This window comes from Reyranella sp. (assembly GCF_965228225.1).
Classification (GTDB): Bacteria; Pseudomonadota; Alphaproteobacteria; order Reyranellales; family Reyranellaceae; genus Reyranella.
The window spans coordinates 5,687,811-5,712,835 of record NZ_OZ245801.1 but is presented as its reverse complement, the minus strand read 5'-3'; the positions used below and the strand labels follow the sequence as shown (position 1 = coordinate 5,712,835).

The 25,025-nt window shown below is 65.5% G+C and carries 21 protein-coding genes; 9 read left to right on the top strand and 12 right to left on the bottom strand.

Annotation, left to right across the window (positions count from 1 at the left end; translation table 11 throughout):
• Positions 1-51: 51 nt before the first annotated feature.
• The 4 genes from ACO07K_RS27660 to ACO07K_RS27645 all read right to left on the bottom strand — a co-directional run bounded on the left by ACO07K_RS27660 (position 52) and on the right by ACO07K_RS27645 (position 4,804).
• Positions 52-1,395, bottom strand: a complete 1,344-nt coding sequence (locus ACO07K_RS27660) for a hypothetical protein (protein ID WP_422033635.1) — start codon at positions 1,393-1,395, stop codon at positions 52-54.
• On the bottom strand, positions 1,396-2,922 hold the full coding sequence (locus ACO07K_RS27655) for a DGQHR domain-containing protein (protein WP_422033634.1): 1,527 nt from the start codon (positions 2,920-2,922) through the stop codon (positions 1,396-1,398). It lies immediately after the preceding gene.
• Between the two features lie 40 nt (positions 2,923-2,962).
• Positions 2,963-3,799, bottom strand: a complete 837-nt coding sequence (locus tag ACO07K_RS27650; RefSeq protein ID WP_422033633.1) for a DNA adenine methylase — start codon at positions 3,797-3,799, stop codon at positions 2,963-2,965.
• A gap of 255 nt (positions 3,800-4,054) precedes the next feature.
• The gene (locus ACO07K_RS27645) at positions 4,055-4,804 is read right to left on the bottom strand and encodes an SDR family NAD(P)-dependent oxidoreductase (RefSeq protein WP_422033632.1); all 750 of its coding nucleotides are present in this window, start codon (positions 4,802-4,804) and stop codon (positions 4,055-4,057) included.
• Between the two features lie 97 nt (positions 4,805-4,901).
• On the opposite strand from ACO07K_RS27645, the gene ACO07K_RS27640 reads away from it, so the two are divergent.
• The gene (locus ACO07K_RS27640) at positions 4,902-6,119 is read left to right on the top strand and encodes an aspartate aminotransferase family protein (RefSeq protein WP_422033631.1); all 1,218 of its coding nucleotides are present in this window, start codon (positions 4,902-4,904) and stop codon (positions 6,117-6,119) included.
• Positions 6,120-6,433: 314 nt separating this feature from the next.
• On the opposite strand, the gene ACO07K_RS27635 is transcribed toward ACO07K_RS27640, so the two are convergent.
• The gene (locus ACO07K_RS27635) at positions 6,434-7,240 is read right to left on the bottom strand and encodes a glycoside hydrolase family 25 protein (RefSeq protein ID WP_422033630.1); all 807 of its coding nucleotides are present in this window, start codon (positions 7,238-7,240) and stop codon (positions 6,434-6,436) included.
• Between the two features lie 11 nt (positions 7,241-7,251).
• Positions 7,252-7,695 carry a hypothetical protein gene (locus tag ACO07K_RS27630; protein ID WP_422033629.1) on the bottom strand — a complete coding sequence of 148 codons (444 nt, stop codon included), beginning with the start codon at positions 7,693-7,695 and terminating at the stop codon, positions 7,252-7,254.
• Between the two features lie 116 nt (positions 7,696-7,811).
• Here ACO07K_RS27630 and ACO07K_RS27625 point away from each other — a divergent pair, with 116 nt between their 5' ends.
• Positions 7,812-9,407: a GMC family oxidoreductase gene (locus ACO07K_RS27625; RefSeq protein ID WP_422033628.1), complete on the top strand. Its 1,596-nt coding sequence runs from the start codon at positions 7,812-7,814 to the stop codon at positions 9,405-9,407.
• A gap of 195 nt (positions 9,408-9,602) precedes the next feature.
• On the opposite strand, the gene ACO07K_RS27620 is transcribed toward ACO07K_RS27625, so the two are convergent.
• A complete protein-coding gene (locus ACO07K_RS27620) occupies positions 9,603-10,907 on the bottom strand; it encodes an HlyD family type I secretion periplasmic adaptor subunit (RefSeq protein ID WP_422033627.1) in 1,305 nt (434 codons plus the stop codon).
• Positions 10,904-12,688 (bottom strand): type I secretion system permease/ATPase, encoded by a 1,785-nt coding sequence (locus ACO07K_RS27615; RefSeq protein WP_422033626.1) that lies wholly within the window; start codon positions 12,686-12,688, stop codon positions 10,904-10,906. The genes ACO07K_RS27620 and ACO07K_RS27615 overlap by 4 nt, the downstream gene beginning before the upstream one ends.
• Positions 12,689-12,956: 268 nt before the next feature.
• On the opposite strand from ACO07K_RS27615, the gene ACO07K_RS27610 reads away from it, so the two are divergent.
• From ACO07K_RS27610 to ACO07K_RS27600, 3 genes are read left to right on the top strand one after another with little or no spacing between them, the layout of a single operon-like run.
• On the top strand, positions 12,957-13,991 hold the full coding sequence (locus ACO07K_RS27610) for a glycosyltransferase family 2 protein (RefSeq protein ID WP_422033625.1): 1,035 nt from the start codon (positions 12,957-12,959) through the stop codon (positions 13,989-13,991).
• A gap of 22 nt (positions 13,992-14,013) precedes the next feature.
• Positions 14,014-14,910, top strand: a complete 897-nt coding sequence (locus tag ACO07K_RS27605; protein ID WP_422033624.1) for a hypothetical protein — start codon at positions 14,014-14,016, stop codon at positions 14,908-14,910.
• Complete coding sequence (locus ACO07K_RS27600; RefSeq protein ID WP_422033623.1) at positions 14,907-16,148, top strand: glycosyltransferase; 1,242 nt, start codon at positions 14,907-14,909, stop codon at positions 16,146-16,148. The genes ACO07K_RS27605 and ACO07K_RS27600 overlap by 4 nt, the downstream gene beginning before the upstream one ends.
• On the opposite strand, the gene ACO07K_RS27595 is transcribed toward ACO07K_RS27600, so the two are convergent.
• Positions 16,131-17,357 carry a glycoside hydrolase family 5 protein gene (locus ACO07K_RS27595; RefSeq protein WP_422033622.1) on the bottom strand — a complete coding sequence of 409 codons (1,227 nt, stop codon included), beginning with the start codon at positions 17,355-17,357 and terminating at the stop codon, positions 16,131-16,133. The two genes, ACO07K_RS27600 and ACO07K_RS27595, sit on opposite strands and share 18 nt — an antisense overlap.
• Between ACO07K_RS27595 and ACO07K_RS27590 the strand changes: the two genes are divergently transcribed.
• Positions 17,356-18,546, top strand: a complete 1,191-nt coding sequence (locus tag ACO07K_RS27590) for a hypothetical protein (RefSeq protein WP_422033621.1) — start codon at positions 17,356-17,358, stop codon at positions 18,544-18,546. The two genes, ACO07K_RS27595 and ACO07K_RS27590, sit on opposite strands and share 2 nt — an antisense overlap.
• Positions 18,547-18,717: 171 nt before the next feature.
• Here ACO07K_RS27590 and ACO07K_RS27585 read toward each other — a convergent pair whose 3' ends face one another.
• A complete protein-coding gene (locus tag ACO07K_RS27585; protein WP_422033620.1) occupies positions 18,718-20,478 on the bottom strand; it encodes a flavin-containing monooxygenase in 1,761 nt (586 codons plus the stop codon).
• A 20-nt stretch (positions 20,479-20,498) separates the two neighbouring features.
• Positions 20,499-21,473: a Bug family tripartite tricarboxylate transporter substrate binding protein gene (locus tag ACO07K_RS27580; RefSeq protein ID WP_422033619.1), complete on the bottom strand. Its 975-nt coding sequence runs from the start codon at positions 21,471-21,473 to the stop codon at positions 20,499-20,501.
• Positions 21,474-21,624: 151 nt separating this feature from the next.
• Between ACO07K_RS27580 and ACO07K_RS27575 the strand changes: the two genes are divergently transcribed.
• Complete coding sequence (locus ACO07K_RS27575) at positions 21,625-22,998, top strand: MFS transporter (RefSeq protein ID WP_422033618.1); 1,374 nt, start codon at positions 21,625-21,627, stop codon at positions 22,996-22,998.
• Positions 22,999-23,050: 52 nt separating this feature from the next.
• Complete coding sequence (locus tag ACO07K_RS27570) at positions 23,051-24,265, top strand: MFS transporter (RefSeq protein ID WP_422033617.1); 1,215 nt, start codon at positions 23,051-23,053, stop codon at positions 24,263-24,265.
• 22 nt (positions 24,266-24,287) lie between these two features.
• On the opposite strand, the gene ACO07K_RS27565 is transcribed toward ACO07K_RS27570, so the two are convergent.
• Entirely contained in the window at positions 24,288-24,563 is a 276-nt protein-coding gene (locus tag ACO07K_RS27565; protein ID WP_422033616.1) for a hypothetical protein, read from the bottom strand.
• Positions 24,564-24,741: 178 nt separating this feature from the next.
• On the opposite strand from ACO07K_RS27565, the gene ACO07K_RS27560 reads away from it, so the two are divergent.
• The gene (locus tag ACO07K_RS27560) at positions 24,742-25,008 is read left to right on the top strand and encodes a GlsB/YeaQ/YmgE family stress response membrane protein (RefSeq protein ID WP_422033615.1); all 267 of its coding nucleotides are present in this window, start codon (positions 24,742-24,744) and stop codon (positions 25,006-25,008) included.
• Positions 25,009-25,025 lie beyond the last annotated feature (17 nt).

The window sequence follows — 25,025 nt, the reverse complement described above, 5'->3', positions numbered from 1 at the left end:
CCCAAGTAGTCGAGTTACCGCGACCAATCGCTGGGGGTCATTGACGATGAGCTAGGGCGTCAAGCCCCATACCGCTATTCTTTCAGTACAACCAAGTCCAATGACTTCGGAAAGTATATCACTCGCAACACGAAAGAATGTTTGATCCTGCACCGGAACTGACATCTGAAAATCTTTGACCGCCCTCAAATGTGGCTCAACATCTGCCCATAGATCCATGATGGTGCTGCCATCCTTTTCGCCGTCCCAGATACCACGCGACCTCCCTAGCGCGCCCCACCAGAAATTTATATCGTCCGCACCGATTCCGACCTCGCGTAACAGCTCGCTCGCAGAGCCAGACGCGAGCCTAAGCAGTAAGGCTGCTCGCGAAAATACCGACAGATGGCTCTTCGTGGCCACAGAGGGAGGAACTTTCGAGTATTCGATAATGCCGATGTCTTTAGGCATTGACACTCTGCATAGGAAATCAACCCACCTCGCCCCCGCACTTTCCGAGAGGCTCTGGGCTGCCACCACCTTTTCGACCAACGCGCGATAAGTGGGGCGACTCTTAGCGGGGGATTTGCCCGTAGTACCCTTGAAAGCTGCTTCCATTGCCATTCTCAGCACATGGCTGTCTACGTTCTCAAAGCGAGACGTAGCTGCCGGCTCCATGGATGCCCAAAAATCTGCAACAAAATCTATTGTATCCGATGCATTAACTTGCCAAGGCTGATGAAGACCGTCGGGCCTATAGCTCGATTCATTTCTAGCATATTGATCCTGACCCGAATCGCGTAGATCCATACCCCATTGAAGGAACCACGCTCTCGCTTGTGCTGCTACTGCGGCCGTTCCACCGATAGGGTGGACCCAATCCGATAGCTCGATACCGCTCGGCCGCACTATGCGAGCAAACAAATCGCCCGAGACGCCAAGTCCGCCCCAACTCTCTAAGCATTCCCAAACAAAGGCATGTGTCCGCCGGCCGTTGCCAATTAGGGAGACCGCGTCAGGACCAGTGATTGCGAAATGCTTGTTGTTAAACACACCGATCCCGACGGACGCCAAGAGCGACATTGCTGCGCGCAACTCTGCATAATAGCCGAGATGACGCGCCCTATGAGGGTCTCCCCTAAGCAAAGCATGCACTGCGCGCCCGAGATATGCCCATCCATCACCGCAGTGGAGCGTAACGCTGGCCGCAATGTATTGCGAAAGTTGACGAGGCCGCTCTATGCCACTCGCAGCTAGTTCTTTCCTAATTTTTTCGACAGCATCGGTCGCATATCGATTCTTCTTACCGACCCAGTTTGAATCCGCAACAAAAGGCTTCAACCCCGCAAGGGTTGATTTAACGTTATCTCGAGAAAGCGTTGCAATAGTTGCAAGGTCGGTCGCTGAGAGCGTCATCTACGTCAGCTCCGAGAGACGACTTGCAATCTTGCCTATCTCACCCGCACTCGATCGCAGGTGCTCTAACAATTGCGCGCGGATTTCTTTGTAGCCGCTGCTGCCTCGGAACACCAACTTCGCCCTGCGCTCGCTGGACGAGAGATCAGGCGCCGCACTCGTCCGCCAGTCGAACGTAGCCAATCCTTTTGCAATGGCAGCCACGTATTCAGCGACTGGCTGCTTCGCCAATGACGTTAAGGCCAAGTCCACCGCACTTGGATCGCTAGCAGAACCTCTCTTGTTGAGCTGCCAATCATCCAGCTTCAATCTCGGCGCCGCCCAGAAACAGAGATCATTCACGACGTGCAAGAAGCCGCGAACACCCTGATCTGATGAAATTGCAGAATATTCACCGTAGAAAGCTGCATCATCTTTCTTATTTGGAAGTTTCGGCAGACGAATCTCTTCCGCTCTCAATTGTCTCGCCCACGGCTTGTCGCAAGCGACTACTGCCGCGTGCAACTTTTGCCACACAAAGATGAGGAATGCGGCTTGCTGCGCTCGACTCCATCCTAGCACCTCCCCCTCTTCGGACATGCGAGACCCAAAGAGGCCGCCAATTCTGCGGGCTCGCCCCTCCCAAGGGCGAACAAGTGTCGCCATAAGTGTCTTGATCCAGGCCGACTGCGTAACCCAGCCAACCTGCTTTTCGCCCAGCATGTTTATTCGATCGTACCAAGGGCTTGCTTCATGTGACCACAGCGCCTCAGTGAGTTCTTGTGATCGAGTCTCTCTATAGACTGCGTGACCTTCCGCCTTATCGAGCCAGTCTTCGGTTCGGAGCAAGGGATAAAGGTCAAACGCCAAGCTCGGATTAATTCGCTTTGGCTTAATATTGATTGTGTAGAAAAGATACGCCTGCCAGCTAATGTCCAAGCCATGAAACGCGACGACAGGCACTTCGAAATCTGAAGCATCAGAGTCTTGACCAAAGGCCCATAGCCGATGTTGCCCGTCAATGACTTCCAATGGGGGCACCGCCGTGGGTTCCCACCCCTTCCGCCAAGTACTATAAGGCAGAGAGATTTCCGACACCCCGACCACATCTTTCACATTGACGACCTGATCTGGGGCCACCTTTACGCCGTGCCGCACATCCTCTTTCTTCAGAATGTTGATGACGATTGCGGTTGGAAGCCAGCCAGGCTTACGGAGATCTTGAAATTCAGTGGTCCTACGCTTTCGCTCACTAAGCGTGGACCAAGGAAATCCGAATTCAACAAATCTAGATATTTCGTCTGTTCGCTCAGGGTCATGCTGCCTTTGGATGCCCAAATCTGCCGCCCTAGAAGACACCTTGCTTGCTTGCCGCCGAGAAATTCCAGAAAGACTTCTGAGCTCTTGGGCTGAAAGAGAAAAAACGTAGAAATGGGGAGAGGGCTTAGAGCGATGCTGCCTTGGGGAGAAGTCAATAGCGTCCCACTCTTGAAGCCATTGACGAACTCGGATGGCGGGGATTGTCTTAGGACCTTCTGTCTTCGCCATTGAACTTTAGCCGGACTACCGACTCTCCTCCCGATTGTGCTTACGATAGATAATTCGCCTTTATAGCAATTTCAGTGATTTGACCACGATTTCCGGGGTCAGCCGCCAAAACCGACGCGCGATCTAGTTCAATATGCTCGCCCACGCCAAGATATAGCTCCCGGATACAATCGTGATCTGCGTTTGTCACCAGTACCTTTACGCCACGCGCCGCCGCCCTGCGCACGGCATAGGCCAGTCGCTCTTGGTCCGCCCAAGAGAACAACTCCTCATTGTATTTTATAAATCCATTACTGTTATGGCGAGTAGTATAGGGAGGATCAACAAACAGAAAGTCATTCAACCTCGCCATATCAACCGTTTTTTCAAAATCTGACACTTCCAGATTTACATCTCTTAGAAGGTTTGAGGCTCCCGCAAAGTCGTCAGTATCTAGAATGACTGATGACTTAGTTCCTATTGGGACGTTGAATTGGCCACGCAAGTTAACGCGATACAAACCGTTCCAGCAGGTACGATTAAGGTAGAGAAATTGGGCTGCCTCTTCATGCGCAAGACGATGTCGGCGCCTACGCTCCTCATAGTAGTACTGTTTTGAATGGCATTTTTGGTGCCGAGATAACGCACGATGCACCGCTTGCCAATTGCATCTTATTTGTTGGTACACATTTATAAGAGCGCTGTTCTTATCCGATAAGACTGCATTCTTGGGGCGAAGATGGAAAAAGACCGCGCCACTCCCTAGGAACGGCTCTAAGTAGTTAGCAAAATCGGTAGGCAATAGGTTTCCGTATCGAGCGGCAAGCCAACGCTTTCCGCCTGCCCACTTAAGAAATGGCCCCACTGAAGGGGACGCATATGAATCCAAGTGTTCCATTGGTTTAAGATCGACCGAGTTTCAACTGGCGAACATGCCCGAGCAAATGCCCGCATGGAAGGCCCACAAATGCCGGCCAAGGCGTGGCCCACACGGTTTCAGGGACTACAAAACCGTACTCGGTAGCGAGATAAATCATTTGAGTAGACCCACTGCGTTCCGAGATCAGAATATGGCGTTCTTCTCCAAAGTGATAACGTTGGTTGGCACCCGCGTCGAGAAGGTGAAGGCCAGGGACGCCTAAATCCCTTGTCGTCAATGAAACACCCGCCCTGAATCGATCACCAGCGTCTGGCCGGTCGTGCTGTTCGTCCGGCACATCGTGACGACCTGGTCGGCGCAGTCGTCCTTGTCGGCGGGCTTGCCCAGCAGCGAGGCGCTGGCGTTCTTCGCGACCACCTCCGGGCGCAGGTTGGCGGTGGCGCGGGTGCCTTCGAGCAGGCCGGGGGCGACGCAGTTCACCAGCACCTCGGGTGCCAGCGCCACGGCCATGCACTTGGTGAGATGGATGAGGCCCGCCTTCGAGACGGCGTAGGCGATCGAGGAGCCGGTGGGCCCCAGCCCCGCGACCGAGGCGATGTTGACGATGCGGCCTTCGCCCTGGCGCTTCATGAGCGGGCCGACGGCCTTGGTGAGCAGCATCGGGCCGGTCAGGTTGATGTCGATGATCTTGGTCCATTCCTCGTAGGTGAGGCCGTCGAGATCGGTGAAGGGGATCGATTTGTTGTAGGCCGCGTCGTTCACGAGGATGTCGAGCCGGCCGAAGCGCTTCACCACCTCGTCGACCAGCCGGTCGACCTGGTCGCGCTGGGTCACGTCGCAGGCGAAGGCGGCGGCGGTGACCTGGTGGCGTTCGAGATCGCGCGCCACGCCCTCGGCCTGGTCCTTGCTCTTGGCGTAGACGACGGCGATGTGGCAGCCCTCGGCCGCCAGCGCGTGACAGATGCGCTGGCCCAGCCCGCCATTGCCGCCGGTGACCACGGCCACCTTGCCCTTGAGATCCATCCGTTTCCCCCGTGGCTGCCGTGCGACCCGTGCCGGGTACAGGCTCATCTTGGTGCGGTATATATAGGCCAGTTCACAGCGTAGCGGAGCCTCTCCAATGTCTCTCACGGCCGACCAGAAACTCAGGCAGCGCGCCCAGCAGGTCATTCCCGGCGGCATGTACGGGCACCTGCGCAGCGACCGGCTGCCCGAGGGCTATCCGCAGTTCTTCGCGCGCGGCGAGGGCTGTCACCTGTGGGACGTGAACGGCAAGCGCTATGTCGACTTCATGTGCAGCTGGGGCCCGATCGTGGTCGGCCACGGCAATCCGGTGGTCGCCGAAGCGGTCGCGCGCCAGACCGCGGCGGGCGATTGCCTGAACGGCCCGTCGGAGCGGCTGGTCGAGCTGGCCGAGCGGCTGGTCGGGCTGATCCCGCACGCCGACTGGGCGCTGTTCGGGAAGAACGGCACCGATGCGACGACGACCTGCGTGACCCTGGCGCGCGCCGCCTCGGGCAAGCGCAAGATCCTGGTGGCCGAGGGCGCCTATCACGGCGCCATCCCGTGGTGCTCGCCGAACCAATACGGCGTGACGCCGGAAGATCGCGCCCACATGCTGACCTACAAGTACAACGACACCGGCAGCCTCGAGAGCGCCGTGCAGCGCGCCGGCGACGATCTGGCGGGCATCATCGTCTCGGCCTTCAAGCACGATTTCGGCAAGGACCAGGAGATGCCGGACGCGGCCTTCGCCCGCCGCGCGCGCGAGCTGTGCGACGCCAGCGATGCCGCGCTGATCGTCGACGACGTGCGCGCCGGCTTCCGCCTCACCATGCGCGGCAGCTGGGACCTGGTGGGCGTGCAGCCCGACCTCAGCGCCTGGAGCAAGGCGATCGCCAACGGCTACGCCCTGTCCGCCGTCACCGGCAACGACCGCTATCGCGAGGCCGCGTCCAAGCTCTATGTCACGGGTTCGTTCTGGTGCAGCGCCGTGTCGATGGCCGCCGCGCTGGCGACGCTCGACGTGCTGGAGAGCGTCGACGGGCCGACGCGGATGCGCGAAATGGGCCAGCGGCTGCGCGACGGGATTGCGGCCCAGTCGGCCGAGTTCGGCATCGGCGTGCGCCAGAGCGGCCCGCCGCAGATGCCGACGGTGCTGTTCGACAACGATCCCGACTGCGAGAAGGGCAACTTCTTCACCCTGGAGGCGCTGAAGCACGGCGCCTACCTGCACCCGCGCCACAACATGTTCCTGTCGACCGCGCACACCGAAGCCGACATCGACTTCGCCCTGGAAGCGACCCGCAAGGCGTTCGAGGCGCTGGCGGCGCGGTAAACATCTCCACTCCGCACCCCCTCATCCTGAGAGGCTGGCCGGAAATGAATGCAGCTAAAACAAGAGGCTATGAACAGCCCCAATAACCTCATCCTGAGGAGCCGTGCGTAGCACGGCGTCTCGAAGGATGGGAACGCGCACTCGCCTGTTGCCCATCCTTCGAGACGCGCCGTGGAGTTTACCCCGAGGTACTCGAGGGGCGGCGCTCCTCAGGATGAGGTGGGTGCTTAAATCGATTCAATTCTCTCCGGCCAGCCACTCAGGGTGAGGTCCTTGTTGGAAGCTCGCCGCGGTTCTTTCCGCTCGGAAAGCCTCTAACCCCGCCCGCCGTTCTTCCACCAGCGGTTCAGGCTCGCGACGTCGCCGTTGTACATGTTGCGGTCGCAGTGGCCGACGCCCTCGACGTGGCGCGGTTCGCTGCCGTAGGCGAAGTTCTGCGAGGTCTCGTCGGCGACGTACTGCCAGAGCTTCCAGCCGCGATCCGCCCAGGCCACGGGAAGGCGCGGCGTCTCGCGATAATCGGCCAGCCACAGGTCGCAGCGCGCCAGGAGCGAGCCCGGCCGCACGCTGGCGCCGAGGCTGATGCGGCGGCGGCCGTAGATCTCGCCATCGGCCCAGGCGGGATGGGCGTAGAGCATCGGCAGCCGTCCGGTGGCCTTCTGCACGGCCAGCACGAAGGCCTCGGCCTGGTCGAGCCGCATCGTGTTGCGCGGGTTGGCGTCGTTCGGCTCGAGGTCGAGCGCCATGACGGTCTGCGGGCCGGGCTGGCAGGCCGACAGGAAAGAGGCCGCCTGCTGCTCGCCGGAATACTGGCGGGTGCCGAAATGGTAGCCGCCCCACAGCAGGCCGGCCGACTCGGCCTGGCGCCGCCGCGACGTGTAGGACGGATCGAACCAGTCGCCGCCCTCGGTCACCTTGTGGATGACGGCCAGGATGTTGCTGCGGCGGACCGCGGCGAAGCTGGTGACCGTGACGTTGTGGCTGATGTCGATCACCGCATCGAGGCCGGGCCGCGTCTGGCCCGGCGCGTAGGCCGTCGACTGGGACGTGGGCTGGCCGCCGCAGCCGGCCAGCGCCGGCAGAGCGAGCCCGCCTGCCAGCATGCTTCTCCGTGAGATCATCGAGGGGAGTCCTATTTGGCTTTCTTCAGCACGTTTGTGGCGGCGACGGAAACGCCGGCGCGGTTCTCGGTATAGAAGAGTTCGAGCGAGCCGTCGTCCAGCAACGTGCCTTCGATGGCGGAGCCGCCCTGCCCGATCATGCGCACGCGCTTGCCGTCCGATCCGATGACGCCGACGATCGGCTCGGCCTTCGACTCCGACGACAGCGTGCCCCAGAACCTTCCCTCGTCCTGGCCGTCGATCCGCACCGTGATCTTGAGTTCGACCAGGCGGTTGCCGTCGACGATGGTCGACGGCGCGGTCACCGGAAAGTGAGCCGGCAGGCCGCTCACGATGCCCTTGTTGGTTCCCGTCCAGGTGCCTGTCAGGTCCGGCCCGGCTGGCTGGGCGGTCGCGATGCCGGCGGCGCAGGCGAGGGAAAGGCCGAGGGGAAGCAGGACGGAGACACCACGCATGGCTTTTTCCTTCGAGGTTGTCGGGGGCCGCATCATGCCCAAACATCGGCCCGCGTAAAGCCGGGCCATCGTCGCGGCAATCGACAGGCGGGGCACGTCGCGGGATACTGGCGGCAATGGAATACGACTTCATCGTCGTCGGCGCCGGTTCGGCGGGCGCCGTCGTCGCCAACCGGCTGTCGGCCGACCCGCGCCACAAGGTGCTGCTGCTGGAAGCCGGGCCCGCCGGCCATCCCTGGACCCGCATTCCCGTCGGCTATTCGCGGTTGATCACCAACCCTTCCGTCAACTGGCTCTACAGTTCCGAGCCCGAGCCCAGCACCAACGGCCGCCGCATCCCGGTGCCGCGCGGAAAACTGCTCGGCGGCTCGAGCGCCATCAACGGCCTCGCCTTCGTGCGCGGCCAGGCGCAGGACTTCGACACCTGGGCCCAGATGGGCAACCAGGGCTGGGCCTACGAGGACGTCCTTCCCTTCTTCAAGCGCCTGGAAAGCTATGACGACGGCGACGAGCGCTTTCGCGGCCGTTCCGGCCCGCTGAAGGTGACCAATCCCGCGCCGGCCAGCCCGCTCTACGCCACGCTGATCAAGGCGGCCGGCGAAGTCGGCATCCCGCACAATCCCGACTACAACGGCGCCAAGCAGGACGGCATCGCCATGAGCCAGGCCACGATCGCCTCGGGCTGGCGCATGAGCACGGCCCGCTGCTACCTCGATCCGGCCAAGCGACGCCCCAACCTGCGCATCGAAACCGGCGCGCTGGCCGAACGGCTCCTGCTCGACGGCAAACGCTGCACCGGGGTGCGCTATTCGGTGGGCGGCGAGTCGCGCGAGGCGCGGGCGACGCGCGCCGTCGTGGTGAGCGGCGGCTCGATCAACTCGCCGCAGCTCCTCGAACTGTCGGGCATCGGCCAGCCGGACCGGCTGCGCGCGCTGGGCATCGAGGTGCGGCATGCGTTGCCCGGCGTCGGCGAGAACCTGCGCGAGCACTATGCGCCGCGCACGCGATGGACCATCGGCACGCGCGGCGTCACCTTCAACGATCGCGGCCGCGGACTCGGCCTGGTGCACCAGGCGCTGCGCTGGGCGCTGAACCGCGACAGTCTCCTGTCGATGGTCGGCGCGCCGCTACGCGCCTTCGTGCGCTCGCGCGACGGGCTCGAGGCGCCCGACCTGCTGCTGGGCTGGGTGCCGATGTTCACCGAGGCGGGACCGCGCGGCCCGCGGATCGCGCGCCAGTCGGGCCTCTCCTGCTATGCCCATCCGATGCGCCCGGAGAGCAAGGGCACCATCCACATCGTCTCCGCCGATCCCAGGCGGCCGCCGGAGATCCGCTACAATTTCCTGTCGGCGGCGGTCGACGGCGAGCTGACCGTGCGGGCCGTGCGCATCGCCCGCGCCATCATGACCGCACCGGCGATGGCTGCGCTGCAGGTGGCCGAGATCGCGCCGGGACCGGGCGGCACCAGCGACGACGAGATCCTCGACTGGGTGCGCCGCGCCGCCGAGACGACCTATCACCCCGTGGGCACGTGCAAGATGGGCTCGGATGCGATGGCCGTGGTCGATGCAAGGCTGCGCGTGCACGGCATCGAGGGCCTGCGCATCGCCGACGCCTCGATCATGCCGACCCTGACCTCCGGCAACACCAACGCCCCCGCGATCATGATCGGCGAGAAAGCGGCGGAGATGGTGTTGCGGGACGCGACTTAAGGCCCATCCGATTCAAGTATCCTCACGACCTCATCCTGAGGAGCATGCCGAAGGCGTGCGTCTCGAAGGATGGGCAACAAACGCGGTGCTCGTGCCCATGCTTCGAGACGGCTGCGGAGTTTACCCCGAGGTATTCGAGGGGCAGCCTCCTCAGCATGAGGTTTGTGTTGGTGATCTGTCAGGCCCGGAAAGACTTCACCGCCCGCGGAAGGCGCGCGCGAGCTGGTCGGACAGCGGCTTGACCAGGAACGAGGCCACGGTGCGCGGCGTGGTCTGGATGAAGGATTCGACCGGCATGCCGGCCAGGAGCTGCAGGCCCTCGAGGCGGGACAGCTCGCCCTCTGCAACGCGGATGCGCACGGAGTAATAGGGCTCGGTCGCCCTGTCTTCCTGCGTGACGTCGGCGCCGATATGGATCACCTCGCCATCGACCTCGGGGGTCGTGCGCTGGTTGAAGGCGGCGAAGCGCAGGACGGCATGCTGGCCGATGTGGATCTGGTCGATGTCCTGCGGCGCCACCTTGGCTTCGACGATCAGCGAGTCGGAGTCCGGCACGATCAGCATGAGAGGCTCGCCGGCCTGGACGACGCCACCGACCGTGTGGACGTTCCGCTGGAACACCCTGCCGGCCTGCGGCGAGACGAGATCGATGCGCTTGAGCTGATCGTCGGCGGCGATACGTCGCTCGGTCATCTCGGATTTCTTGGCCCGGATCTCCGCCAGTTCCTTGCCGACTTCGCTGGCGAGATCCTGGTCGATCTGGTGGATCTTGAGTTCGAGCTCGGCGATGCGGCCCCGGCTTTGCGCCAGGGAGGCGATCAGGGCGGAGCGCTCGCCCTCCATGCGGGCCGAATCGCGTTCCAGCGTGGTGACCCTGCTGATCGGCACGAGATTCTGCTTCCAGAGCGTGCGGACACCCTCCAGCTCCTGCGCCAACAGCTTCAGCTCCTTGCCCTTGGCGGCTTCCTGGGCCTGCGTGCCATCGATCTGGAGATGGAGCTGCTTGATCTGCTCGCGGAGCTGCGCCTTCTGCCCGTCGCGCGCCGTGCGGCGCATCTCGAACAGCTTCTGCTCGCCGCTCATCAGGCGCGCGATTTCCGGATCGCCCGCCCGCGCCGTCAGCTCGGGCGGGAACTCGACGGTCGCGTCATTGTCGCGCTCCGCCTCGAAGCGCGCCTGGCGCGCCGCCATTTCCTCGAGCGCCTTGGTCACGATGCCGAGATTGGCCTTGGCCTGGGTGCCGTCGAGCCGGACGACCACGTCGCCCTGCTTCACCCGGTCGCCTTCCTTGACCAGCAGCTCGCCGACCACGCCGCCGGTCGGGTGCTGGATCTTCTTGACGTTGGTGTCGACGACCAGCTTGCCGGGCGCGATCACCGCGCCGGACAGCTGCGTGGTGGCCGCCCAGCCGCCGACCCCGAACACGAGGAGGAGGCACGCGGAGACGCCGATCAGGAGAGGCTTGCGGGTCAGGGCCGGGACGGACACGGGCGAGCTCATGACGGCTCCCGCGGGCGGCCGACCGGCATCCGGAGGGGAGATGGCGGGGCGCCCGCCGCCTGGGGAGCGGCCTGTGGCACCGCCGCCTTCAGCGTCTCCCGCAGCACCGCATCCTTGGGCCCGAAGGCCTGCTGTCGCCCACCGCGCATCACCAGGAGCTGGTCGACGGCGGCCAGGGCACTCGGCCTGTGGGCCACGACGATGGCGATGCCGCCGCGGGCCCGCACCGACATGATGGCCCGGGTCAGGGCCTCCTCACCGTCATGGTCGAGGCTCGAATTGGGCTCGTCGAGCACTACGAGGAAAGGATCGCCGTAGAGCGCGCGGGCCAGGCCGACGCGCTGCCGCTGTCCGGCCGACAGGGCGGTGCCGCTCTCGCCCATTTCAGTTTCGTAGCCGTTGGGCAGGCCGAGGATCAGCTCGTGGACGCCGGCCGCCTGCGCCGCGGCAATCACCTTGGCGGCGTCGGGTTCGGGCTCCAGGCGGGCGATGTTCTGTGCGACCGTCCCGGCGAAAAGCTCCATGTCCTGGGGCAGGTAGCCGATATGCTCGCCCAGCGCCTCCGACGACCACTGGTCGAGCGTCGCGCCATCGATCCGGACCTTGCCGGTAACGGGCCGCCACACGCCGACGAGGGTGCGGGCGAGAGACGACTTGCCCGAGGCGCTGGGGCCGATGATCCCCAGCCCCTGGCCGGCCTTCAGGCCGAACGCGATGTCACGGGCCACCAGCGTGTTCACGCCCGGCGGCGCCACGCTGACGGTTTCGACCGACAGCGACCCCTTGGGCTTGGGCAGCTGCATCACGTCGCGGTCCTCGGGGATTCGCGCCAGCAGGTTGTTGAGCCGGTGCCAGCTCTGGCGGGCCGACACGAAGACGCGCCACTGGGCGATCACCTGCTCGACCGGCGCCAGGGCCCGCGCGGAGAGGATGGAGCCGGCGATGATGATGCCGGCCGTGGCCTGCTGCTTGATCACCAGATAGGCGCCGACCGCCAGCACGGCCGATTGCAGCGCCATGCGCAAGGCGCGCGAGAAGCTTCCCATGCCGCCGGTGATATCGCCCGCCCGCTGATGGGCCGCGACGTAGCGACGTCCATAGTCCGACCACTGCTGGGCGAAACGGCCGACCATGCCCATCGCATGGAGGACCTCCGAATTGCGGCGACTCGCTTCGGCGAGGCTGCTCCGCCGGCTGGAGAGCGACGAGACCTCGATCGAGGGCTGGCGGACCTTGAGCTCGGTGACGAAGGTGATGGCGACGAGGATCAGCGCGCCGACCGTCGCGGTGAGGCCGATCAGCGGATGAAACAGGTAGCAGATGCCCAGGTAGAGCGGCATCCAGGGCAGGTCGAACAGCGCCGCGGGGCCCGTGCCCGACATGAAGCTGCGGATCTGGTCGAGATCGCGCACCGGCTCGAAGCCGTTCATCTGCGGCGCCCGGAGCGGCAGCTTGACCAGAAGGTGATAGACGCGCCGGTCCAGAATCTCGGCGAATCCGCCGGCAATCCGGATGAGCACCCGGTTGCGGACGATGTCCAGGATGGCCTGGAAGCCGTAGAGGCCGAGGGCGAGACCGCAGAGTGCCACGAGGGTGGGAACGCTGCGGCTCGGCAGCACCCGGTCGTAGACCTGCAACATGAAGAAGGAGCCGGTAAGATACAGGACGTTCAGGATGGCGGTGAACAGCGCCACCCCAAGATAGGAAGTGCGACACGACCGCAGCACCTCCGCCAGCTCGGTTCGGGGCGACCCTGCTGCAGGAGATGGTACCCGCGTCATGCTGCTTGTGAAATCCCTTTCGACGGACCGGCCGCCGCGGAGCGCGGCGCAAGTCCCACTAGCACCGACGCGCGGCGACTGTCTCTCCTTTCGCCTCTCTGACAGCCGTTTGTTACCAAGATTTCACGGTCCCTACATACGGAAACGCGAGCCGCCGCCCAGAGTCGGCGTCCGAGGTTGCAGCGCGTATCGACGTCGACCATCTTCAGGCAGCCGCATATTCCGTGCGATCGCCAGCGTTCAAACCAAGCAGACGGAAACGGTCAGCATGCCTTCAGCACCCCCGGTCGGTGTTGTGATCGCCAACAACAACAATGGCGCCTTCGTGGGACGCGCCCTCGAATCGGTCGCCCGCCAGTCGTGTCGAAACCTGCGCACCGTCGTCGTCGACGATGCCTCGACGGACAATTCCGACGAAGAGATTCGCCATTGCCTGTCGCGTCTCGGCGATCCGAGATTCGACTACATCCGCCTGGACACCAATGTCGGGCAGACCGGCGCCATCAAGCGCGGACTCGCGCAATTGGACACGCCTTTCGTCTGCTTCCTGGATTCCGACGACATCTGGTATGAGAATTTCATAGAACGACATCTGTGCGTTCACATGAATGCCGATTTCCCCGTCGCCCTCACCTACTGCGATTCGCACATCATCGACGCCGATGACCATCTGCTGGCGGGGACGGCGTGGTGGTTCGAGCATGGCGTCCCCGGCCAAAGCGGCATCGACTCCGCCAAGGTGCCGACGATCGACGCCACGACCGGCCGGTTTTCCTTTCCCCGGAACGGGCGGCTGACCATTCATCCGCATTGGACCGCGCTCAGCGCCACGAACAGCATGGCGAGCATGATGTTCCGGCGCAGCTTCGTGGACCTGGTGCTCGTCGTCCCCGACCAGGAACTGAGACTCTATCTCGACTACTACCTGTCGACCTTCGCCGGCCTGCTGACGGGCTCGATCGCCATTCACGATGCCCTCTATGGTTATCGCATGCACGGTTCCAACAAGCATTCGAACGCCACGGTCATGGGCGGCACCTACAATTCATCGACCAGGGACTGGGCCCCGATCAGCAGCCACATCCTCCAGCTGGTCCAGCGCGTCCTCGACCAGGAAGCCGCCGCCATCCGGGCCTGCTTCGGCGAGTGGCGTCACGCCCATTCGCAGGCGCTCGTGAAGCGGGCACTCGATGCCCGCTCGACCGGCAACCGGGGGAGGTGGATCCGCTTCCTCGACTCTCTATCGACCGGGACACAGAACCTGCTCGGTCGCGCCCGTTCATTCGCGGGCCAGCGACGATGACATTCGGGGCGTTGGAAGCGGCATGACAGGAAGCAGCCTCGACAGCGCCGTCTTCGTCGGCACGGCCCGTGACTGCGCCCGCTGGCTGCCGGACGTTCTCGCCAATCTCGCCAACCTGTCGCGGCTGTACGACCGGACGGCCTTCATCTTCGCCGTCAGCGACGCAACCGACGCCACCGCCACCCTGTTGCGCAACTGGCTGGGCAGGGAACGGGCAGGAAAGGTAATCGATCTCGGCGCACTCGCCGGACGGCTCGAGCGGCGGACCGAACGGATCGCGTTCGCGCGCAACGCCTGCCTCGAAGAAGTGCGCGGCTCCGCTTTCGCCCAGTACGGCCACATGGTCGTCGCCGACATGGACGACGTCCTCGCCGCACCGCTCGACCTCGGATCCTATGCCCGAGCGGCCGGGTGGCTCGGCGCCGCGCCCGACCGGGCCGCCGTGTTCGCGAGCGCGTGGCCCCGCTACTACGATGTCTGGGCGCTGAGGCATCCAACCTGGTGCCCGCACGATTGCTGGCACCGGATCTGGGAACGGCCTGCCCGCGAGTCGTTCGAGGCCGCGAAGTTCCGCGAGGTCTTCGCCCGCCAGATCGCATTGCCACGGGGGATGCAACCGATCGAGGTTCGCTCGGCCTTCGGCGGGCTGGGCCTCTACCGCATGCCCTATGCGCTGAACGCGGGATATGTCGGCCTCGACGTCCAGGGACGCGAAGTCTCCGAGCATGTCGCCTTCAACGAAGCGATCGGACGCGCCGGCGGGCGCCTGTTCGTGTTTCCCGAGCTGCAGGTTCGGGCGCCACCGCAGCATCTCTACGATGCCGGCGAATTCGGCTTGCGATGGCGTGCCGCGATGCGGCTTCGCCGGGCAGTGGAGCGCTATCGTCCCGCCTGGCGCACGCTACAACAGTGCCGATGAAGACGCTCATCGTCGATCCGGCCATCCATTCCCGCGGCGGGCATCACTACGCCGCGATCGACCGGTTGCAGGCCGAGCTTGCCGGGCTGGATATCGACGCACCCTGCCTCGGCTCCATCGCCGCTACGCCCGACGTCGCGCGCGCGCTCGACTGCACGGCGACCTTCACCGGGCCGGTCTATGGTCGCGACTACGCCAGCCCCCGGGAGTTCGAGGCCCGCGTCGCCCAGACGAGCCGCGAGCTGGCGCGCGCCCTGAAACGCCTCGGCAGCTGGCCCGACATGCTGATCCTGCCCTGCTGCGATCAGGTACTGGCCGCCTCCGTGGCGCGCGTCTTGAAGCGCCACCCGCTGAAACCTCCGCCACAGGTGCTGATGTGGCTGCTCTATGGGCCCCACCACCAGCTCGCGCCGGACAATCCCGCCTCGCTCCCCTGTCATGACGAAGCGCGCCGTGGCTTCACCGCCCTTCTCGAAACGCTTGGCGACCGGCGGCATCTCACCGCCTACAGCGAGACGGAAGCCTTGGCCGCGTTCTATCGCAAGCTGCTGCCCTTCGACGTCGGCGTCGCACCGGGCGCCGGTATCGCTTTGCCCTCCCCGCCCGAAGAATCGCCGTCGGACACGACCGACCATCCTCATCTGACGATCGCCGGGTTCGCCAATCGCTCGAAAGGCTACCGTCTCCTGCCCGAAGCGATCCCACGGCTGCTGCAACGTCATGCAACGTCGCGCTTCACCGTTCATGGGATCATCGCGGGATCGGATGCCGAAGACCAAGGTTGGATCTTCGACGATCTGGAAAAGCTCGGGCCGCGCGTCGACATACGCAGGGGCGTGCTGTCCGACGAAGACTATGTCGACCTGCTTTCAAGCACCGACCTGCTGCTGCTTCCCTACGATCCCGCGTCCTACAAGGCACGCGGCTCGGGGATGTCCAACGAGGCGCGACGCATGGGCATACCCATCGTGGCGCCGGTGGATTGCGCCTTCGCGTGGCCTGCCTTCGAGGAAGGTCATGGCGTCGCCATGTCCCGCTACAGCCCGGAAGGGCTCGCCGACGCGGCAGTCGACGCGCTGGGCAGGCTGGATGCCCTGAAAGCCCAGGCCTCGGCGGTTGCCGCCATGACGAACGACCCCCTGCGCGATATTCTGGAGGCCACCGTCGAGGCTGCGCGCGCGCGACCGCATCATGGCGCCGCCCGGGCGCTGCGTCGCCTGCTAGGGGCTGCCCCGTAGGCCGAGCGACGCAAGATAGGACCAACGCACGGTTCCATTGCGGAACCGGATGCCGTCCAGATACTGCCCGACGGCCCGGTCGACCAGTTCCTGCGGCGGCCTTTGCTTTCGAGCGCCGTCGGCATAGGCCACGATCTCGCTCCAGCCATCGGGCCGCGGGATCGACACGATGGTCGATTGCGTATCGAGGTTCTTGTAGGTCCAGAACGACCAGCCGATGCCGTGCGCCTCGTGCAGGCGGCGGAACTCTTCGTTCCACTCGTCATTGAGCTCGCCGGTCTCGCCGAGGAACAGCGGCACGTTGTAGAGGTTGGCGAAGTTCAGGTGGCGCTGGATCGAGTCGCGTTGCGTGGAGGCCCAGAACGAATGGTAGGTGTAGGCCAGGTTCCGGGCGAACGGTCGCCCGAGCATGGCGAAGCTCGAGCTCCACTGGCCGCCCGCCAGGATCACGATGCGCTCGGGATCGACCTCGCGGATGGCCGCCGTCGTCCGCTGGTAGAAGGGTTCCAGCCGCGCATTCAGCGTCGCCACGTCATGATAGGGCGCGATCGGCTCGTTCAGGATGTCGTAGCCCAGGATGACGGGGTTGCCGCGGTACCGTTGCGCCACGGCACGCCAGAGCTTCACCGTGAGGTCGCGATTGCGCGCCACGTAGAACATCAGCGGGTAACCCGGCCCGTCATCGTGGTTGATCCCGGTCTGGCCGCCGGGCGCGGCATGCAGGTCCGGGATGACGTAGAGCCCGGCGGCGGCGGCCCAGCCCACGACCCGGTCGAGCAGCGACCACCCCTCGCCCGTCACTTCGCCGTCGGCGGTCATGAACAACCGCCAGTGCAGCGGAATCCGCACCATGTTGAAGCCGGCCGACTTGATGAAGCGGATGTCGTCCTCTGTCACGTAGGTGTCACGATACCGTTGCCAGAACTGGGCGGCGCGCTCGGCGCCCAGAAGCCGGTCGAAGGCGCCGTAGATCTGGCTCGGCGACTTCGCGACCTCGAACTTGAACATGTAGCCTTCGGGCATCAGCCAGTTGCCGAGGCTGATTCCCTTGAGCCGCAGGATGCGACCGTTTGGCTCGACGAAGTTCTTGCCCTCGATCCGGACCAGCGCCTCGGCATGAACGGGCGATGCAAGACCGAGCAACATCAGGAGAGCGACGAGGAGGCGCATGACGGGACTGTAGCAGGACACTAAGATTCGTCCCGTCATGTTTCTCGCCTCGCTCCTGCTGCCAATTGCCGTCGTCGCCATCGTCTTCCTGGTCCAGCGCGTCCGGCTGCCCGTCTTCCTCGCGATCATGGCCACCGTGGTGGTCTATGGCATCGCCGCCGACATGACCTTCCAGTCGGTCGGCAAGGCGTTCGGCCTGGGCTTCACGGCGGCGCTCGAGCAGACCGGTCTGCTGGTCGTCGCGGGCGCGCTGGTCAGCGGTCTCGTGCTGCGTACGCCGCTCGGCACCGGCACGTCCGCCGCCGCCGGGCTGGTGGCGGGACTGGGCGCCTCGGCTTCGGGCGGACTGGCGTTGCTGCAGCCGGCGGGACAGGACGCACCGCGGCGTGCGCTGGGCCTCGCGCTCACCCTGCTTGCGGTCGCCGCCCTGGTGGCGCCGTCGCCGCTCGCCGTCGCGGCCAGTTCGGTCATGAAGGCGGACCTCCGAACCGAATTCATGGTCGCCCTGCCGGTCGCGACCGTCGCCGTCGCGCTGGGCTGGTGGCACGTGGCGCGGCAGGTCCCGTCGCGCCCGGCCGAAGGCGAGCTCTCCTGGGCGTGGCTGTGCGTCGGCATCCCGCTCGTGCTGCTGGTGCTGCAGTCGGTGGCCCAGATGCCGAGCGAACCCCTGGGCAAGGGCGGTGCGCGCGAATTCTATATCGGCATCTCCAAGCCGCTGATGCTGACGGCCATTGCCCTCACCCTGGCGATCGTGTTCGCCCGCCGCTGGGAGCCCTCGGTCCTGGCGGGCCGCTCCTGGGCGCCGCTCCTGCTGGCGGTCGGCGCGTCGGGCGGCCTGGCGCGCGTCTTCGACGAGACCGGCATGTCTGAGCTTCTGGCCGAGTATGCGCTGCAGCCGCGCTACGGCGTGCTGACGCCGTTCCTGGCGGCGGCCATCGTGAAGACGATGCAGGGCAACTCGCTCACCGCCGTGCTCACGGCCTCGGGCATGGTCGAGCCGATGCTGCCGGCGCTCGGCCTCGACAGCGACTCGGGCCGGGCCATCGCGGCCGCCGCCGTCGGTGCGGGCTCGATGGCGATCTGCCACGTCAACGACCCGTTCTTCTGGATCGCCGCCCATATGGGCCGGCTCTCGCCGGGCCGCGCGCTCTCCGTGATCTCGCTCGGCAGCGCCGTCATGGCGATCGGCGCCCTGGTCGTGATCGCGACGATCCGCCAGTTCATTTAGAGGGTTTTCGACCTCACCTTTCCAACAACGACCTCACCCTGAGAGGAGCGCGCCACAGGAGCGCGTCTCGAAGGGTGGCCACGAGCACCGCGTTGCTGCCCATCCTTCGAGACGGCCCTTCGGGCCTCCTCAGGACGAGGTAAGTGGGGTCAACTCAAAGGCGGAAAGGTTCTAAGGGACCAGACCCTCCTCGCGCGCCTTGATCTGCAAAGCGAGGTAGCGGGAGTAGATGCGGCACTGGGCCAGGCTGCCGGCGATGAACCACAGGCCGGGCTGCGGCGTCGGCTTGAACATGTTGGCGAGTTCGCCGCCGGCGTCGAAGCCCCAGACCGGGCCGATCCGGTCGGCCACCTTGTCGCCCAGGAAGGCGCGCACCGTTTCCTGCTGGTTCTTGTAGCCGGTGGCGACCACCACCAGCTCGGCCTCGCGCAGCGTGCCGTCCTTCAGGCGCACGCCGCCGGCTTCGAACCCCGAGATGTCGTCGTACTGGAGCAGCTTGATCCGCCCCTCGACGATCATGTCGGAGCAGCCGACGTTGAAGTAGTAGCCGCCGCCGCGACGCAGATACATCATCTGGAAGCCGGTATCGTCCTCGCCGTAGGTCAGGCGGAAGCCGCGCTTCTCCAGGCCCGACAGGAGATCGCGATCGACCCGGCGCATCTCGGCGGTCGAGAGCTGGTAGGCACGCTGCAGCACCGGATAGGGCGAGGCGGCGGCCAGCAGGTCGCAATCCTCGAACGGCAGGCCTTCGGTGTAGATCGCGTAGACCTTCTGCGCCTCGCGGATCGACACGACATAGGTCGGGCTGCGCTGCACCAGGGTCACATCGGCACCGCTGGCGCAGAGATCCTGCGCCACGTCGTGGCCGCTGTTGCCGGTCCCCACCACGATCGCCTTGCGCCCCTTCCAGTCCGCGCCGTTTGTGTAGGCGCCGGAGTGCATGACCGTGCCGGCAAACGTGTCGAGGCCCGGCAGCGACGGCTTGATCGGAATGGCGCTCACGCCGGTGGCGAAGACGACATGGCGCGGATGCAGCACGCGCTCCGTCCCGTCGCCACGCAGCAAGGTCACCGTCCAGCGCTGCGTTGCCTCGTCGTAGCGCCCTGCGGTGAGCTGCGTGTCGGTCCAGTAGTTGAGGTCGAGATTCTCGACATAGGACTCGAACCAGTTCGCCAGCTTGTCCTTGGGAATGAACACCGGGAAGGTCGAGGGGAACGGCATCAACGGCAGGTGATTGACGTGCACCTCGTTGTGCAGGGTGAGCGAGTGATAGCGCCGCCGCCAGTTGTCGCCGATGCGCTGGTGACGATCGACGATCAGCGTATCGACGCCCAGCGCCCGCAGGCGCGCCGCGGTGGCAAGGCCCGCCTGGCCGCCACCCACCACGAGCACGGCCGGATCGCGATCTCGATAGGCTTGCGCCTTCACCCGCTGGTCGAGCCAGTTGTCGCCGCCGAAGTCGCGGCTATAGCGCTCGGCATCGCTCAATTCGCGCGGCCTCCCGTCAGGCCAGTCATGCAGCGCCTCGAGCGTGGTAAGCAGCGACCAGGCCCGCCACGCGCCGTCGGCCTCGACGAGACGCACGACGGCGTTGGCATGGCCAAAGGCGGTCTCGAACTCGAAGATCGCCTCGATACACTCGGTGCCGGCGCGCTTCACGCGGCGCGGCGGCGTGCGCGTGCCCGGGATCTCCACGTTCTTCGCGGCGGTGCGCGCCAGCACCGGCGCCAGCGCCGCCTCGATCGCCGCCCGCCCGGAATGGGTGACGACGTCCCAGGTGAAGGCCAGCAGGTCGCGCCAATGCCCGTCGGGCATGAACGTCGCCGCGACGGCCACCGCATCCTGCGCCTGAAGCGCGGCCCCGAACGCATCGAGCCAGCGTGCGGCGATCTCTCCGGCTTCGTCCGGGACTTCGGCAAATTGAACAGACATCAAACTACTCCCGAACAGGATCAGTCGAGCTTCACGCCCGAGGCCTTGACCGCGGGCTCCCAGAGCTTGCGGTCCTCGGCCAGGAACCGGTCGAAGCCGGCGCGGCCGGGCGGCGGCATGTCGAGGCCGAGATCGTCGTTCCAGCGCTTCTGGATGTCGGGCGACCTCAGCGCCTCGGCGATCGCGGTCTCGAGTCTCGCGAGGATCGGCTCGGGCGTGCCGGCCGGCGCGCCGATCCCGTACCACGAGGTGGCGACATAGCCCGGCACGGTCTCGGCGATGGCCGGGATGTCGGGCGCCGCCTTCGAGCGCTGGGCCGAGGTCACGCCCAGCCCTTTGAGCTTTCCGGCGCGGACGTGCGGGAGCATCGAGGGCATGTTGGCGAACATCATGTTCACGATGCCGGCCATCAGGTCGGAATAGACCGGTCCGGCGCCCTTGTAGGGCACGTGGATGATGTCGACGCCGGCCAGCTTCTTGAACAGCTCGCCGCTCAGGTGCAGCGAGGTGCCGGGGCCCGACGAGGCGAAGGAATACTTGCCGGGCTCCTTCTTGCAGAGCGCGATCAGCTCCGCGACGTTGTTGGCCGGCAGCGACGGCGTCACGCCCAGCAGGTTGGCGAGGATGGCCACGCGCGAGACCGCCACGATGTCCTTGTCCGGATTGTAGGGCAGCCTGCTGTAGAGCATCGGGTTCAGCGTATGGCTGGCCACCGAGATGAGGCCGAGCGTGTAGCCGTCGGGGGCCGCCCGGGCGAGTTCGACCGTGCCGATGTTGCCGCCCGCCCCACCCTTGTTCTCGACCACGAAGGTCTGGCCGAGGCTCTTGGAGAGCTGATCGCACATCAGCCGGCTCACCGTGTCGGTGCCGCCACCCGCTGCGAAGGGACAGATGAATTTCACCGTCTTGTTCGGCCAGGCCCCCTGACCGAACGCAACGGCAGGAACGATCGACGGCGCGGCCAGGGCCGCGACGAGCAGGCTCCGTCTCTTCATGGTGTTTCCCCGATTTGTGTTTTTTGCTTTTCAGACACCTCAGCGTAACCTCGCTGGGTAATCTGTCCAGATGGCTGAACCTCAGAGCGTCCAGGGCTATATCGACCAAACCCCGTCATGGCCCGACGGGACCCCCACTCCCAGCGTGCCCATGACCCAGATGCAGTGGCGCATCTGGACACTCGCCACCGCGGGGAAATTCTTCGAAGGCCTGGTCGTATTCATGACCGGCGTCGCCCTGCCGCTGATCGTCGAGGAATTCGGCCTTTCGCCCACGGGCAAGGGCATCGTGAGCGCCGCCACGCTGGCGGGCATCATGATCGGCGCCGTGGCGCTGGGCGGCCTGGCGGACGTCTACGGCCGGCGCCGCATGTTCGTGATCGAGATGCTGGTCTTCGTCATTTTCCTGGCCGGCCTGACCGTCGCCCCGAGTTTCGGCTGGCTCGTCTTCTTTCTGTTCGGCGTCGGCGTGGCGCTAGGCTGCGACTATCCCACCGCGCACCTCGTGATCTCCGAGAGCATTCCCAGCCGCGACCGCGGCAAGCTGGTGCTGGCCGCCTTCGCGTTCCAGGCGATCGGCGCTCTGGCCGGCACGGTACTGGGCTTCGCGATCCTGACCTTCGATGCCTCGCTCGACGCCTGGCGCTGGATGTACGGCATGGCGATCGTACCCGCCGCCTTCGTCGTGTTCGCCCGCCTGTTCGTGACCGACAGCGGCCAGTGGCTGGTGAGCCGTGGCCGCCACGCCGAGGCCGAGCGCGAGCTGCGGCGGCTGCTGAAACGCAAGCCGCAGTATCCCAAGCAGGTGCGCCTGGCCGGGAGCGACGACCCCGCCCATCGCAGCCACCACCGGCACGGCCGCTGGGCCGACCTCTTCAACAGGAAGAACCGGCGCGCCACGATCCTGGCCTCGGTGCCCTGGTTCCTGCAGGACCTCGGGACCTACGGCATCGGCATCTTCACGCCGACGATCCTAGCCCACACGATCGGTCACGAGGTCACGAACGCGCATAACGTGTCGGCCATCATCGCCCGCGACCTCGAGGGCGCGAAGGGCGCGGCGCTGGTCGATACGCTGCTCATCGTGGGCATCCTCGCTGCCGTGCTGATGTCCGACAAGGTCGGCCGCATCCGGCTGCAGGTCCTCGGTTTTCTCGGCTGCGCCGCCGGGCTCGCGATGGCGGCGCTACAGTCCCATGTCGAGGAGCCGGCGCGCACGATGCTGCTGTTCGGCGGCTTCATGCTCTTCAACTTCATGACCAATCTCGGGCCCAACTCGCAGACCTACCTGCTGGCGGGCGAGGTCTTCCCGACCCACATCCGCGGCAAGGGTGCGGGCTTCGCCGCCGCCTTCGCCAAGATCGGCGCGGTGCTGACGGCCTTCATCTTCCCGGTGGTGCTGGCCGATGCCGGCACCGACTTCCTGCTGACCGCCCTCGTCTTCACGTCCCTGCTGGGCGCCCTCATTACCTGGTGGTTTCGCATCGAGACGGCAGGCGTCAATCTGGAGGAGATCGGGCGCTAAAAATCGCCTGCCGGGCTTCGCCTCGCGGTGAGGGACGGGTAACCTCCGGTCAATGGACTCGCCGATCCGGGAGCTGCTGCGCTCGCCCTACTTCCTGAGATTGTGGCTGGTGGGCGCCTTCGCCAATGCGATGCGCTGGCTGGAGCTGCTGGCGTCGGGCCTGTTCGCCTGGGAGGTCACGCACTCCGCCTTCGCCGTCACGGTCGTGGTCGCCTTGCGGCAGATCCCGCAGCTGCTGTTCGGCGCCTTCGCGGGCGCCATCTCCGAGGCGGTGAACCGCAAGCTGATCTTCATGCTGGCGCTGGTCATACCGGCCGTGATCTCGACCCTGCTCGCGACGCTGGCCGTCACCGGCCATCTCGAGGTCTGGCACGTGGCGCTGGGCAACCTCGTCTCGGGCACGATGTGGTCGACCGAAATGTCGACGCGCCGGCGCATGGTCGGCGAGGTCGCGGGACCGCACCGGATCGTCAACGCCATCGCGCTCGACAGCGTCACCTCGGCGGCGACGCGCGCGGTGGGGCCGCTCCTGGGCGGCATCGCCTTCGAATGGCTGGGCATGAAGGGTGCCTACACCCTCACCGCCCTCGTGCAATTCGCCGGCGCCTTCGCCATCGCGGGCCTCGCGCATACCCAGCTGACGCGACGGCTCGACCTCGTGCGCATTCCCCACGACATCGCCGAAGGGCTGCGCTTCGCCTGGACGCGGCCCACCATCCTGCTGGTGTTCGGCGTCACCATCGTGACGAATGCGTTCGCCTTCGCCTATTCGGGTCTCGTCGCACCGCTCGGGCAGGGCGAGTTCCATGTCTCGCCGGCGCTGGTCGGCCTGCTGGCGGCGGGCGAGCCATTGGGGGCGCTGCTGGGCGGCGCGCTGATCGCGGCCGGCATCGTGCGCATGGACCGACGCCTTGCCTTCGCCGGCGGCGCGGCACTGTTCATGGTCGCGCTCATCCTGATGGCGCTGTCGCCCTTCTACTGGCTGGCCTTCGCGCTGCTCGTGATCGGCGGCTTCGGCACGGCAGGCTTCGGCAACATGCAGTCGACCCTGATGCTGACCGAAGCCCCGCCCGAGATGCGCTCCCGCCTGATGGGGGTCGTCACCGTCTGCATCGGCACGGGCCCGCTCGGCCAGCTCGCGGCCGGCGCGCTTTCAGACGGGCTCGGGACGCGCGGCGCGGTGGTGGTGATGGCCGTCGCCGGACTCGTCCTCACCGGCGGCATGGTGCTGGCTCTCCGCAGAAAGCCAGCGCCACCGGCGTCGTGACAGTGGCCCTAGGGCCGAAGCATCACTTCAGGAACTTCAGGCACTCACCGGCCGCTTCGGCGGCGGCACGGGCGGTGTCGCGCGACATCGAGCCACCCATCACCATCGGCCGGGCGACGCTGGTGAGGGCGTCCTTGATGTCGGTCTGGGGCGTCATCGTGGGCGCCACCTTGCCGTAGAGGAGCTGGCCGTCCTTGGAGAGCTGCGCGGAACACGCCGTGGCGGCGGCCTGGTCGGCGGCCTGGGCGACGGCCGGCAGAAGGGACAGGGCGAGCAGGGGGAGAAGGATGCGGCGCATGAACTGGTCTTCCTCGAGGGCTGATTGTGAGCCGGGATATAGTGGCCCCGGCAGCCTGTGCCATAGCCTCCCGCAACGGCGCAATTGCGGCAATGAGCGGGCGCAACGCGGCGAGGTGCGACGCGTTGACCGAGCGCCGATGTGCTGCGCGTCCGCGGGACGGCCCGGAGATCTCACGATGAATATGTCGGCCGAAAGCATTCTCGTCATTCTCGTCGTCGGCATCGTGGCCGGCTGGTTGGCCGGCAAGGTCGTCCGCGGGACGGGCTTCGGGCTGGTGGGCGACCTGCTGGTCGGCATCGCCGGCGCGCTGTTCGCGGGCCTGCTGTTTCCCCGTCTCGGTCTCGACCTGGGCGGCGGGCTTCTCGGCCAGATTCTCTTCGCTGCGTTGGGTGCGATCATCCTGCTCCTGATCGTCGGACTGGTGCGCGGGCGGCGGGCCTAGGCTGCCGCTCCCGTCCC